This window comes from Ferrimonas sp. YFM (genome assembly GCF_030296015.1).
GTDB lineage: Bacteria > Pseudomonadota > Gammaproteobacteria > Enterobacterales > Shewanellaceae > Ferrimonas.
Window position 1 is genome coordinate 3,893,393 of the sequence record NZ_AP027368.1, and the last position, 13,243, is coordinate 3,906,635.

The following is a 13,243-nucleotide window of genomic DNA, read 5'->3' on the forward strand; positions in this document are numbered from 1 at the left end:
AGGCGGATTATCAACTTAATTGCGATGAATAAAATGGAATCCAGCTGAGCACACAGCCTGTGTGCCAAACCATTACAGGAAGAGTCCATGACTGCACAAACCATCCGCTGTAAAGCCGCCGTGGCCTGGGCCGCGGGCCAGCCTCTCTCCATGGAAACCGTGGAGGTGATGCCCCCTCAAAAGGGCGAAGTGCGCATCAAAATCGTCGCCACCGGCGTTTGTCACACCGATGCGTTCACCCTCTCCGGTGACGACCCGGAGGGGATCTTCCCCTGTATCCTCGGTCATGAGGGTGGCGGCATTGTCGAGTCTGTGGGCGAAGGGGTCACTAGCGTTCAGGTAGGCGACCATGTCATTCCTCTGTATACCCCCGAATGTGGCGAGTGCAAATTCTGCAAGTCCGGCAAAACCAACCTGTGTCAGAAGATTCGTGAGACCCAGGGCAAGGGCCTGATGCCCGACGGCACCACCCGCTTCTCCGTGGACGGCAAACCCATCTTCCATTACATGGGCACCTCCACCTTTGCCGAGTACACCGTACTGCCGGAGATCGCCCTGGCCAAGGTGAACAAAGAAGCGCCCCTCGAGGAAGTGTGCCTGCTGGGTTGCGGGGTCACCACCGGCATGGGTGCGGTAATGAATACCGCCAAGGTGGAAGAGGGCGCCACCGTGGCGATCTTTGGTCTGGGCGGCATCGGCCTGTCCGCCATCATCGGTGCCAAGATGGCCGGCGCTGCCCGCATCATCGGTATCGACATCAACGAGAGCAAATTCGAACTGGCTCGCAAGCTGGGTGCCACCGACTGCGTCAACCCCATGGAGTTCGACAAGCCGATCCAGGATGTGATTGTCGAGATGACCGACGGCGGTGTGGACTACTCCTTCGAGTGCATCGGCAACGTCAACGTGATGCGCAGCGCCCTGGAGTGCTGCCACAAGGGCTGGGGTGAATCCGTGGTGATTGGCGTTGCCGGTGCCGGCCAGGAGATCAGCACCCGCCCATTCCAACTGGTCACCGGACGCGTGTGGAAAGGCTCCGCCTTTGGTGGCGTCAAGGGTCGCTCCGAGCTGCCTGAGTACGTCGAGCGCTACATGCGCGGCGAGTTCAAGCTGGATGACTTCATCACCCACACCATGGGACTGGAGCAAGTCAACGATGCCTTCGACCTGATGCATGAAGGCAAGAGCATCCGCAGCGTCATCCATTTCGACAAGTAATCGACAAGCCCGGCTCTCAAGCCGGGCTTTTCTGCCACAGAGAAATCCTAGTGCGTGTTTATCTTTGGTGTTTGAAATTTGGCCGAGGATGACGACAACTAATCAAGAAGTTCGATTGTAGACATAGTTGTTCTAAGTCAAAATCGAACGACGATGAGTAGTTGTTGTCAGTCCGGCCCCGAAGGGCGTTCTGCTCAGCCAAGATACCCATTCATTTGGATCACACAGCCAACATATACCTGCCTCTATTGCCAGATGTTGGCGCAAAAACAATCAGCAAAGGTCAACACGCCTAATGAACCTGGAAAACATCAGCGTCAATAAGAGCTTCAATGGCTGGCACAAGAGATACAGCCATCACTCCAGCAGCCTCAACTGCTCCATGACTTTCGCCATCTTCCTGCCACCGCAGGCCAGTGAGGCCAATCCGGTCCCGGTTCTCTACTGGCTCTCCGGGCTGACCTGCACCGATGAGAACTTCATGCAGAAAGCGGGAGCACAGCGCATCGCCGCCGAGCTGGGGGTGGCCATCGTAGCGCCGGACACCAGTCCTAGGGGCGAAGAGGTCGCCAACGATGAGGGTTATGACCTGGGTCAGGGTGCCGGCTTCTACGTCAACGCCACCCAGGCCCCCTGGAACCGTCACTACCGCATGTACGACTACGTGGTCGAGGAACTGCCCAAACTGGTGGAAGCCACCTTCCCGGTCACCGGCCAGCGCGCCATCAGTGGTCACTCCATGGGGGGACACGGCGCCTTGATAATCGCCCTGAAGAACCCAGACAGATACCAGAGTGTGTCCGCCTTCAGCCCCATATCCAATCCGGTAAACTGCCCCTGGGGCCGCAAAGCCTTTACCGCCTACCTGGGTAACGATCTGGAAGCCTGGCAGGAGCACGACAGCAGCGTACTGATGCAACGAGCACAGCAGTTTCTGCCCACCCTGGTGGATCAGGGTGAGTCCGATGAGTTTCTTGCCGAACAGCTCAAGCCAGAAACCCTGGAGGCGGCCGCCGAAGTGAGCGCTTACCCCCTGACTCTCAGGCGCCACCCGGGCTACGACCACTCCTACTACTTTATGGCCAGCTTCATCGAGGAGCACCTGCGCTTTCACGCCAAGCACCTGGGACTGTGATCGGCCGGATTCAGATCGATTCACTGCGGCGCCCCGTATTTGAGGGTAACCCCAAGAGACGGAGCGCCCATGCCCTTTACCCTGTTTGTCGACAATCAATGCCCCCTGTGCCGGCGCGAGTGTGAGCACCTGCGCCGCTGGGACAAACTCAACCGCCTTCGTTTCGAGGAGATCACCGACACCTCCTGGCACCCACGGTTCCCTCAGGTAGACCCTCAGTACTGCCAGAAGGTGCTGCACGGGGTGGATGAACGCGGACGCCTGCACACCGGCCTTGAGGTCACCCTGGCCGCCTGGGACAGGGTGGGGCGTGGACACTGGGTCTCCTGGCTTCACTGGCCGCTGCTGCGCCCCCTGTCCGACCTGGGGTATCGGCACTTTGCCCGCCATCGCCACCGCATCTCTTCCTGGATCTTCAAGGAAACGCCCTGTGATCAGGGCCAGTGCCAGCTGGGAGACAGGCGATGAAGGTTGAATTGGTGATAGGGGCCAGCGGCGGGCTGGGCCAGGCCCTGGTACGCCTCTCCATGGTGGAGCCCGACACCAGGGTGATTGGCATCAGCCGCACCACTCTGCCGCCGTTCACTCACCCGAACGTCCAGTGGATCTGCTGTGACAACAGCCCTGGCGCCATCGCCAGAACAATTGAGGAATTAAAGCCTGTCGCAGACAGGATCGTCCGGGTCACCCTGTGCAACGGGCGCCTTCATGACCGCGACCTGGTTCCGGAAAAGAGACTGGAGCAGTTGGATGAACAATCCCTGACCCGGCTGCTGCACAGCAACACCATAGTGCCGGCACTCTGGCTCAGAGCGCTGATTCCGCTGCTGCAATCCACCCCCAGGGTGGTGCTGAGCGCACTCAGCGCCAGGGTCGGCAGCATCGGCGACAACCGCCTCGGGGGCTGGTACAGCTACCGGGCCAGCAAGGCGGCCCTCAACCAGCTGCTGCAATGTTGCGCCATCGAGGCGGCACGCCGGGCCAAGGGGGTGAAACTGGTGGCCTACCATCCCGGGACCGTGGACACCCGTCTCTCCCGCCCCTTCCAGCAGCGTCTTCAGCCCGGTCAGTTGCACAGCCCGGAGCAGGCCGCTCGCCATTTGAAGCAGGTCACCGCCGACCTGATGCCCGACGGCACCCTGAGCTACCTGGACTGGCGGGGCGACACCATCCCCTGGTAATGACCGTAACGCACCAGGGCATGCCATAACCACTTCAGCCCCTGACGGACCAACGACTCATCCCCAAGATCCCGCCACAGCTGCGGGTCATGGTGCAGCCGACAGGCCGCCTGGCCCAGGGTAGAGGCGTTTAACAGGCCATCGACGGCCACCAGCCGGCCAAACTCAGGCAACAACGGACCCCGAAAATCATCGGCAAGCTCCGACGCCATCAACCTGGGGCCAGCGCGCCAGGCAAGGGAAAAACCGCACTCGGTGGCCAGTCGTTGCATCCGCGCTCCAGTCTCGGTGCCCAGGTAGCTGTCGTCGGCCACCAACGCCTGAACGTCTCTGTCCAGCCGCACCTCACCATGAACCTGAGCCTCAATGTAGTGGTCCAGACTGCGCACCGCGGGTTGCTCAAGCTGCCACTTGAGAGGCTGGGACAGAGCCATCGTCAGATGATCCAGCAGACGGGGCGGCCGAGCTGGCCACCCCAGGGCGCTGTCGCTTTCGAAGCTCTCCTCCAGCATGGCCGCCAGCACGTCGTCCACCAGATTCAGGGTGCCGCGCTCCAGCGGCGAGCGGTAGGAGTCCCGGTAGCTGAAACTGCAGCGGGCCAGCACCGCAGGCTTAAGTCGGAAATAGCAGCTGCCAAACCTGGGACTGGGGCCATCGGCCCCACGCACCAGGTCCAGGGCGCCATACTTGGGCCGCTCACCGCCCTCTCGGCAGTGGTGACCGAACAGGGCATTTTCCCAGTTGTCCCTTGGCCCACCGGGTTCAGGGGACAGGTGGCCGTTGGACAGGCCGGTGTCGAACTGACTGAGGTAACATCCACGCTGCGCCATCCCGGCGATCACCGTCTGCCCTTGGGGATCGGGACGATCCGGATGAAAATGCAGCGCGACGGCCCCCTGCAAACGGAGCCGCTCTTTTAGCCGCTCCACCTCATCAGGCAGTCGATTGCTCATGGCCAGCACCTGGGCGATGCGGTCCCTTGCCTGGGCCTGCCTGGGCCTGGCATGGCGCTCAACCGCCTCCAACGCGGGGTAGGCTTCCATGGGTTCTCCTTAACACCTCTCTCCCCCTACCTTGGCAGCATTCATTGAGGATTGAAATGGAGCCAAGGGGAAAGAAAGAGGTTTCGGCATGAAAATAAGTCAATTGCCATTGAATTTTTAATCAATTAAATCAACTAACTGACTAAGGAACCGAACAATCCAAAAGGAAGCTCAATGAAACCGATACTGATCGCATTGACCATCACCGGCCTCACCGCCTGCAGCGGCATCCGGGTCACCACCAACGCCGGCCCCTATCTAGAGAGCCGGGTGCTTGCCCATGACGTAGAGGAGTACAGCCGCGAGGAGTTGGAGCGGCATCAATACCGTTTCCTCGGCACGGTGGACACCGAAGCCTGCCAGGAGGAGAGGACAGATTCGGCGCCGTCGGAGAAGGGGCTGAAAAACGTGTTGCGCAGCGAGGTCGCCAAACTGGGCGGCAACGCCATCAGCTACAATGGCTGTGAATCGAAGCGCGATTACTACGGCTGCCGCATCTGGCTGCGCTGTGAAGCCCTGGGCTATGAGGTTCAGGACTAGAGCGCGAGTCCGACAACACGTACAATGCCCGGGCCCCCAACTTTGGAGAACCTCATGTCCCTGGATGACGCACCACAGGAGATAAAACTGGCTGTGGACCTGATCTATCTGCTGGAAAGCAATGAGATCGACCCGGAGGTGGCGCTCAAGGCCCTGGCCATCGTGGAGAAGGACCTGCGCAGCAAGCTGCCCGCAGAGCCCGCCGCCTCAGCCCCCTAGACGGCCTTCTCCCGAAGGCCTTGACTCACAGCCCCAGTACCCGCTCCAGCCAGTTGCGCTCCCGTCCCGCCCCGTCACAGCCGCTGGGGTTGGGCCAGCTGCCAGCATCCGCTGGCAAGGCCCTGGCACCATGGCAATCTTCGGCCACCGCCACGCCACGCTCGTTGAAGTAACCCTGCAGAGTACCCTCCGGCGGGGTCAGCACCAGTGACAGGGGATCCCGCTGAGTCAGGTAGCGACGATAAAGCGGCAGGGCGGCACTGGAACCATAGAGGTTGGCCGCTCCATTGTCATCGCGCCCCACCCAGGTGATCACCACATCCCGGTCATCGAAGCCGGCAAACCAGGCATCACGGCCGTTGGAGCTGGTGCCGGTCTTACCCGCCAGGGTCACCCCGGGGAACGCCTTGGCCAGGCGTCGGCCTGTCCCCCGGGCCACCACCTGAGTCAACAGGTGATCCACCAGATAGGAGGCCTGCTCGGACAACGCCTGACGGCTGCGCTCCCGGTGTTCCGCCAGAGGCGCATTGTCCTGATCCAGCACATGACGCACCGTGTGCAGCTGTTGATAACGGCCGCCGTTGGCCAGAGTCTGATAGATCTGGGCCAGCTCCAGCGGGGATCCCTCCATCGAACCCAGCAACATGGAGGGCACCGGGTTGATGGGCTCCTGCCAGCCGGCTTCCATCAGGCTGCTCTCCACCGCCTCCAGCCCCAGATTCATCCCCAGGTTCACCGTGGGCACGTTGTAGGAGCGCACCAGGCCTTCGGACAGGGGCACCTGGCCCCGATACTGCTTGTCGTCGTTCTTGGGTGACCAGGTGGAGCCGCCACTGCTCTTCAGGGTGATGGGCTCATCCTTCACCGGCGTAGCCAGGTTGAAGCGCTGGGGCTGGGCCAGGGCGGTCAGATAGACAAAGGGTTTCACCAGAGAGCCGATGGGACGCCGGGCATCCCGGGCCCGGTTGAACCCCTTAAACTCGGGATTGCGATCGCCGACCATCGCCAGTACGCCTCCCTGATAGCGGTCCACCACCACCATGGCGCTCTGCAGGCTGTCATCCTGGCGGTCCCGGCTGAGCTGGTCCATCCCCTTACTCACCGCCTGTTCCGCCGCCTTCTGGGCCAGGGGATCCAGGGTGGTGTACACCTTGAGCCCGGATCGTTTCAGGGTTTGCGGGCCGTAACGGTTGGCCAGCTCGAAACGCACCTGCTGCATGAAGGCGGGCACCCGATGGCGTTGCCGCGACTTGGCATCGCGCACCCCCAATCCCTGGCCTGCGGCCTGCTGATACTGGCTGCTGGAGATCAGCCCCTCCTCCAGCATCAGTTTGAGCACCAGATCCCGCCGCTGAGCCACCCGCTCGGGAAAGCGCCAGGGGTTGTAGTAACTGGGTCCCTTGATCATCGCCACCAGGGTGGCTTGCTGGCCAATGGTCAGCTCCTCAATGGGACGATGGAAGTAAAAGCGCGACGCCAGCCCGACACCGTGCACCCCAATGCTGCCATCCTGGCCCATGTACACCTCGTTAAGGTAGGCCTCGAGGATGGTGTCCTTGTCGTAGCGGTAGTCGATGATCAGGGCCATCAGCGCTTCCCGAACTTTACGCCACAGGGAGCGCTCCCGGGTGAGGAAGAAGTTCTTCGCCAGCTGCTGGGTCAGGGTGGAGCCACCTTGAACGGTTCGGCCCGCCTTGAGGTTGACCACCAAGGCCCGGGCGATGGCCAGGGGGGCCACACCATGGTGGTGGTAGAAATCTCTGTCTTCGGTACGCAGCAGGGCATTCACCAGGCTCTCAGGGATCTGCTCCCTGGGAATAAACAACCTGTCCTCCCGGTCGCCGGCGACAATGCGGTCCAGCAGCAAGGCTTCCAGATGAACGAATCCCAGATCCCGGCCATCGCTGGAGCGCTGCAATCGGGTGATGCGGTTGTCGCTGAAGCGGATCATCACCTTCTGGGCCGGTTCAAAACCGCCCGGACCATCGTAGGCCCGTTTGAACAGCTCCACCCTGTCGCTGGCCACGGCAAACTCCCCTTCTTGTCTGGGGTTGCCTGTGTTGCGATAACCCAGCAGCGACAGCTCCTGCTTGAGCTGGGCATGGGTAATGGGCGCACCGGGGTAGATGGCCATGGGACGGGCGTAGATCTGCGCCGGCAGGTGCCAGCGCTGCCCCTCGAACTTATCGGCAATCACCTTATCCAGATAGACACAATACGCGGCGGTGAGGCCACTCAAGGCCAACAGGCCTACCAGGGCGAAGCCCAGCAGGCGACGCCCCCAACGGCGCGGCTGAGGCGCCCGCTTGCGGGCCGGAGCTTTGCGGGTCGTACCCTTTCGTTGTGTCGGGCGGCGGGTTGTGCGACTGGGCTGTTTGGCCATCTACTGCTGTTGCATCCTCTTTTTGGTCACTCGGGTCGCCTGGGCGTTGGCGGGGTCATCGGGCCACAGGTGTTTGGGGTAGCGCCCCTTCATCTCTTTCTTCACCTCATTCCAGGCCCCTTTCCAGAAAGCGGCCAGATCTTCGGTCACCTGCAGCGGCCTGTGCGCCGGCGAGAGCAGCTCCAGGGTCACCGGCAGCTGCCCACGGGCCAACCTGGGGGTGGCTGCCTCACCATACATCTCCTGGACCCGAACCGCTAACTTCACCCCTTGTGCATGGTATTCAAGCTTCAGACGACTGCCGGTGGGAGCCTGCCAGTGGGTCGGCAGAAGATCATCCAGCTGTTGCTGCTGAGTCCACTCCAGGCTGGCCTGAAGGATCCCTTTGAGATCCAGCTTCTTCAGCTGAGCCACCCGCGTCAAGCCAGTCAGATAGGGCCCCAGCCACTGCTCCAGTCCGTCCATCAGCGCCGGATCGCTGAGATCCGGCCAATCCAATTCAGGGCAGAGCCGGCGGGCGTGGTGCAGCCTCAGGCGCCACTGCTCAATGGACTCACTCCATGGCAGCAGCCCCAGTCCCTGGCGACGAACCGCCTCCAGCAGGGCCTGGCAGTAATCTTCATCGCTGATGTCAGTCAGTGGCTCTCTTTTCAGGGTCAGACTGCCCAGCATCTGTCTCTTCTCTGCCACCAGCTCGCCGGTTTTGCTGTCCAGGTGCTGGGCGCGTTTGCTGGCAACCAGGTGGGGCAATGCCCGGGTCAGCAACGACAGCTCCACCTCCGCGGCGAGATGAATCAGGGCATCCCCCTGCCCCTGGCGCTCAGACAACTGGGCCGCCACCAGCAGGGTATGGCGTCCCTGCCAGGGGTCATCCTGGGGAAGGACGGCACCACTGCCGCCGCTGAGTTGATAGCGGCCATCTTTGCCCCGGGCCTGAGCAATACGATCCGGGTAGGCCAGGGCCAGCAGCAAACCGGCATGGTCGCCGGAGGCGGGGGCCTCTTTGCAACCCAGCTGATTGCGCCACTTTTGCGCCTGCTGTTTGGCAGGGCCGGCCAGCTTACCCAGGCGCAGCTCGATATCCACCCCCACGCGACGTCCACGAAGGGGATCCGCTTCCTCGAGCAAGGCCGCCAGCTCGCACGCCAGAGCCTGCAACCCGCAGACGCCGAGACTCAGCTCCAGCTCCGCCGCCTTGAGCAGCATATGGCCGAGGCGGGGATCGCTGCCGAGGCGATGCACCTGGCGCCCCATGGGGGTCAGCTGATGCTGTTCATCCACCAGTTCAAGTTGCGCCAGCAGAGTCCAGGCGCCGTCCATGGCCGCCTTGGGAGGTTCGGTCAGCCAGCTCAGGTCCGTCGCCTGCCGGCAGCCCCAGGCCGCCAGCTCCAGCGCCAGATGGGTCAGATCCGCCGTGGTGATCTCCGGGGCATCGCTCTCTCCCAACCCCTGCTGCATCCCCTCGCTCCACAGACGCACCCCGTGGCCAGGCATCAGTCGTCCGGCCCGGCCGCTGCGCTGAGCCGCAGAGCCCTGGCTGATGCGCACCGTCTCCAGTCGGGTCAATCCACTGCGCAGGTTGTACCTGGCCTGACGCTGCCAGCCACCATCCACCACCACGGAGATGCCATCGATGGTCAGGCTGGACTCGGCGATGTTGGTGGCCAACACCACCTTACGGGTGCCCGCTGGGGGCGGGGCGATGGCCTCATCCTGCTCCCTGGGAGAGAGCTGGCCATAAAGGGGACAGAGCCTGACCCCATCCGCCAGCCCGTGTTGCAGCAGCTCCTGGGCCCGGCGAATCTCGCCCTGACCGGGGAAAAACGCGAGAATGTTGCCCTCTCTCTGGGTCAGTTGCCGACGAATCTGGGCCACGGCGTGATTGACCCAGGGTTCCCCCTGAGGCACCGGCTGATACTCCAGGGATACCGGATAGCTGCGGCCCTCACTGCTCACCTTCACCGCGTCGCCCAGGCACTGCTCAAAATTCTGCCCCTCCAGGGTGGCGGACATCAGCATCAGGGTCAGATCCTCACGAAGCCCTCCCTGAACCTCCAGGGCCAGGGCCAGGGCCAGATCCGTGGCCAGGTGACGCTCATGCACTTCGTCAAACAGCACCAGCGCCACCCCCTCCAGTTCGGGATCGCTCTGGATCTGCCGGGTCAGGACGCCTTCGGTAACGATCTCCAGCCGGGTTCGGGCACTGACTTTGGTCTCCCCGCGGACTCGCAGCCCCACCGTTTCCCCCACCTTCTCCCCCAGCTGCGCCGCCAGGTAACGGGCAATGGCCCGGGCAGCGATACGCCGCGGCTCCAGCAGAAGAATGCGCCCCTCCACCTCGGGCCAGCCAAGCATGGCTAAGGGCAGAGCCGTGGACTTACCGGCGCCTGTGGGGGCCTGAAGGATGACTTGATTGTGGGAGGCCAGGGCCTGGCGCAGCGGGCCAAACACCTCCTCGATGGGCAGAGCGGACAAGGGGACAGCGTTCCTCAAAAGAATAGAAACCGACAGTGTACCGCCGGGGTGCAGCGGGGCCAAGGGGGTGGTCGCTTTCACCAATCACCGGGAATATACTGAGCTTAAAGGAGTTCAATGAAAGAGAGCCATGGCCGAACGACTGTTTTTCGCCCTGCCCGTCAGCATCAGCAACCAGATGGCACTGATCAAACACCAGGCCCACCTGGGGCAACTGGGCAGAGTGGTGCCCGCCACCAACTTTCACCTGACCCTGGCCTTTCTGGGCCAGGTGACCCAGAAGCAGAAAGAAGGGCTTATTGACCGCTGGCAGGAGCTGGAGGTGCCCAGGCTGAGTCTGACCCTGGACCGCTACCTGCATTTTCCCAAGGCAGGGGTTGTCTGCCTCGGCTGCGATCAGTCCCCCATCGCCCTAAACCGGCTGGCGGGGCAACTGAGGCGGGATGCTGCCCAGCATGGGCTGCACAGCCACAGGGCGCCATTTCGCCCTCATGTCACCCTGTTCCGCGGTGTGCATGAGGTCACCGAACTGCCTGAACCTGCCCCGGTCACCCTGGAGCTCAACGAGGTGCAGCTGATGCGCTCTCACAGGGAGATGGGCAAGCTGGTCTACAGCCCTCTGGTACGCTGGCACGCTCGGTAAAAAAATCGATGATCTCTCATCGCCCAACCGGCCTCTCTTGAGCCGGTTCACAGCCCTCATATATTTCTTTACACATGTGAACCGCATAACAGAATCAAATACTTAATTTCAGGAGTATGGTTTTAGGAGGGCCTAGCCCGAAGACGGAGCCATCAAGATGAGCATCCTGTTTCCCCTGATGGGCAACACCATGGTGATACTGGGCATCACCATGCTTGCCATCGCCTCCTTTAAGGTCGGAGATCTGCTACAGCGTCTTCCCAATCAACAGCTGCACCGCAGCTGGCAATTTCTGCGCCTGCTTATCTTGTTGTTTATCCTCGGCTATACCGGCTTCAGCCTGATGAACTGGAACAGTTATGTCGACTGGACCCATATGCTGGTGCCCGTGGTGTTCTTCGGCGGTGCCATCTTCGTGTTGCTGGTGTGCTCCCTCTCCCTGAAGACCACCCGAGTGGTTCAGCAGGTCTACAGCCTGCAGAAGCAGGCAATCACCGATCCGCTGATGGGGATCTTCAACCGTCGCTATCTGGACCGACGCCTGGGGGAAGAGGTGTTGTTGTGCCGGGATAGCCATCGTCCCCTGACCCTGATGATGCTGGACATCGACCACTTCAAGCGGGTCAATGACACCTATGGGCATCCGGTCGGAGACTTGGTGCTCAAGGCCCTGGGCCAGACCCTGATTCGTCATACCCGCAATTCAGACGTGGTCGCCCGTTACGGTGGCGAAGAGATCGCGGTGCTGCTGCCCGGCACCAGTGGTGCAGAAGCCAGGGTGCTGGCAGACCGGCTGCACCAGGAGATTGGCAAATTGCGCGTCCCCTTACCCGAGCAGGGGAGCCAACCCAGGCCACCGCTGCGGTTCAGCGTCAGTATTGGGGTGGCCGGCTGCAATGCGGGCAACGCGGATGCCGGACACCTGCTGCAGGCCGCTGACCTGGCCCTCTACCAGGCCAAGGAGACCGGCCGGGACAGGGTCGCCTGTTGCCCGGATCTCAGGCTGGCGGTGGCCAGCGCCAACTGAAACACCCCCGCATAAAAAAACGCCCCGCAGTTGCGGGGCGTTGTCATTGTCCTGCCGGGGCAGAATTACTTAAGCAGCTTGGCCAGAGTCAGCATGCCCACACCGGTGGCGCCTTCGGCCCACAGGCCATTGGCGGAGTCTGCGTAGCAGGCGGACAGGTCGAAGTGCAGCCAGCCCTGTTCAGGCTCACCGGCGAATCGGCTCAGGAAGCCCGCCGCATTGGAGGCACCACCGAAGCCACCGCCCTTCTGCGCCTTGGAGTTGGCGGTGTCTGCGAAGGCAGAGGGGCACTTGCCCTGATGGAACTTGGCCAGGGGCAGACGCCACAGACCCTCATCCACCTCGGCAGCGGCGGCCATGGCATCGGCACAGGCGCCATCATGGAGACCGAACAGGGCGTTATAGTCATCACCCACCGCCACCATGGCGGCACCGGTCAAGGTGGCCGCATCGATGATGCGCTTGGCACCGGCCTCATTGGCGGCCATCAGGCCGTCGGCCAGCACCAGGCGACCCTCGGCATCGGTGTTGACGATCTCAACACTGGTGCCGTTTTTGTAAGTGAGGACGTCACCCAGCTTGTAGGCGTGACCGGAGATCAGGTTCTCGGCGCAGCAGAGGAACAGTTTCACTCTCTCGTTCAGGCCGGAGCTGATGGCCAGGTGCAGGGCACCGGCCACGGTGGCGGCACCGCCCATGTCGCACTTCATCGCCACCATGGAGGCGCTGGGCTTGAGGCTGTAGCCACCGGAATCGAAGGTAATGCCCTTGCCCACCAACGCCACTTCAACCGGGGCATCGGCTTCGCCAGTGGGGTTGTAGTCCAGCTCCAGCAGAACCGGAGGGCGCTCGGAGCCGCGGCCCACGCCATGGATGCCCACCCAACCGGCGGTCAGCAGGGCTTCGCCCACCCACTGCTTGGATTTCACCCTGTCCGGGGCCAGGGCGGTGATCTTCTCGGCCACTCTGTCCGCCAGGGCTTCCGGGCTGAGATCTTCCGGCGTCATGTTCACCAGCTCACGCAACCAGTTGGCGGATTGCCACTGGCGCTGCAGCTGCTCGGCCTCGCCGGCCCAGCGAATCTCGCCATCGAGCTTGGCGGTCTGGAAGCCGTTGGCGAAGTGCCACTGCAGGGCGGGAGTCCAGCCTTCGCCACACAGCTCAGCCCGGCGGATTCCCTGGCCGGTTAGCTTGCGGGCGGCCCCCTGAACCTGACGCCCCAGGTCATCGTCACCCAGGTGGATGCGGGCGGTGTCACCCTCGAAGCTCAGAGAGGCTTCCCCCCAGTGGGCGGGGGCGCTGTCCTGGGTCAGGACCACTTTCATAAAGTTGCTCATGCGTTGTTCCCTTGCATTTTGTTATCCGACGCAGTGTATCAT

Annotated in this window: 12 protein-coding genes; 8 read left to right on the plus strand and 4 right to left on the minus strand. The window is 62.4% G+C overall.

All coding sequences use genetic code 11. The features are described 5' to 3' along the window. Positions 1-87 precede the first annotated feature (87 nt). From QUE41_RS17920 to QUE41_RS17935, 4 genes are all read left to right on the plus strand, one after another. Positions 88-1,218 (plus strand): S-(hydroxymethyl)glutathione dehydrogenase/class III alcohol dehydrogenase, encoded by a 1,131-nt coding sequence (locus QUE41_RS17920; protein ID WP_286340342.1) that lies wholly within the window; start codon positions 88-90, stop codon positions 1,216-1,218. A 295-nt stretch (positions 1,219-1,513) separates the two neighbouring features. Then, positions 1,514-2,353, plus strand: a complete 840-nt coding sequence (gene fghA, locus QUE41_RS17925; RefSeq protein ID WP_286340343.1) for an S-formylglutathione hydrolase — start codon at positions 1,514-1,516, stop codon at positions 2,351-2,353. A gap of 69 nt (positions 2,354-2,422) precedes the next feature. Then, on the plus strand, positions 2,423-2,821 hold the full coding sequence (locus QUE41_RS17930) for a thiol-disulfide oxidoreductase DCC family protein (RefSeq protein ID WP_286340344.1): 399 nt from the start codon (positions 2,423-2,425) through the stop codon (positions 2,819-2,821). Further along, positions 2,818-3,534, plus strand: coding sequence for an SDR family NAD(P)-dependent oxidoreductase (locus QUE41_RS17935; RefSeq protein ID WP_286340345.1), 717 nt, complete (start codon positions 2,818-2,820; stop codon positions 3,532-3,534). Before QUE41_RS17930 ends, QUE41_RS17935 begins: the two co-directional genes overlap by 4 nt. Here the strand turns inward: QUE41_RS17935 and QUE41_RS17940 are convergent. Next, positions 3,498-4,577, minus strand: a complete 1,080-nt coding sequence (locus QUE41_RS17940; RefSeq protein ID WP_286340346.1) for a DUF3626 domain-containing protein — start codon at positions 4,575-4,577, stop codon at positions 3,498-3,500. The two genes, QUE41_RS17935 and QUE41_RS17940, sit on opposite strands and share 37 nt — an antisense overlap. Positions 4,578-4,751: 174 nt before the next feature. Between QUE41_RS17940 and QUE41_RS17945 the strand changes: the two genes are divergently transcribed. Together QUE41_RS17945 and rsmS are read left to right on the plus strand one after the other, a co-directional pair. Next, complete coding sequence (locus QUE41_RS17945; RefSeq protein ID WP_286340347.1) at positions 4,752-5,117, plus strand: hypothetical protein; 366 nt, start codon at positions 4,752-4,754, stop codon at positions 5,115-5,117. 54 nt (positions 5,118-5,171) lie between these two features. Then, positions 5,172-5,336, plus strand: a complete 165-nt coding sequence (gene rsmS, locus QUE41_RS17950) for a pleiotropic regulatory protein RsmS (protein ID WP_286340348.1) — start codon at positions 5,172-5,174, stop codon at positions 5,334-5,336. Positions 5,337-5,361: 25 nt separating this feature from the next. Here rsmS and mrcB read toward each other — a convergent pair whose 3' ends face one another. Both mrcB and hrpB read right to left on the minus strand, forming a co-directional pair. After that, the gene (gene mrcB, locus QUE41_RS17955) at positions 5,362-7,719 is read right to left on the minus strand and encodes a penicillin-binding protein 1B (protein ID WP_286340349.1); all 2,358 of its coding nucleotides are present in this window, start codon (positions 7,717-7,719) and stop codon (positions 5,362-5,364) included. After that, on the minus strand, positions 7,720-10,194 hold the full coding sequence (gene hrpB, locus QUE41_RS17960) for an ATP-dependent helicase HrpB (protein WP_286340350.1): 2,475 nt from the start codon (positions 10,192-10,194) through the stop codon (positions 7,720-7,722). A 130-nt stretch (positions 10,195-10,324) separates the two neighbouring features. Here hrpB and thpR point away from each other — a divergent pair, with 130 nt between their 5' ends. Then, positions 10,325-10,837, plus strand: coding sequence for an RNA 2',3'-cyclic phosphodiesterase (gene thpR / locus QUE41_RS17965; protein ID WP_286340351.1), 513 nt, complete (start codon positions 10,325-10,327; stop codon positions 10,835-10,837). Between the two features lie 157 nt (positions 10,838-10,994). Further along, entirely contained in the window at positions 10,995-11,864 is an 870-nt protein-coding gene (locus tag QUE41_RS17970) for a GGDEF domain-containing protein (RefSeq protein WP_286340352.1), read from the plus strand. Positions 11,865-11,929: 65 nt separating this feature from the next. Here the strand turns inward: QUE41_RS17970 and pepB are convergent, their stop codons facing one another. Then, positions 11,930-13,201, minus strand: a complete 1,272-nt coding sequence (pepB, locus tag QUE41_RS17975; RefSeq protein ID WP_286340353.1) for an aminopeptidase PepB — start codon at positions 13,199-13,201, stop codon at positions 11,930-11,932. Positions 13,202-13,243: the final 42 nt, after the last annotated feature.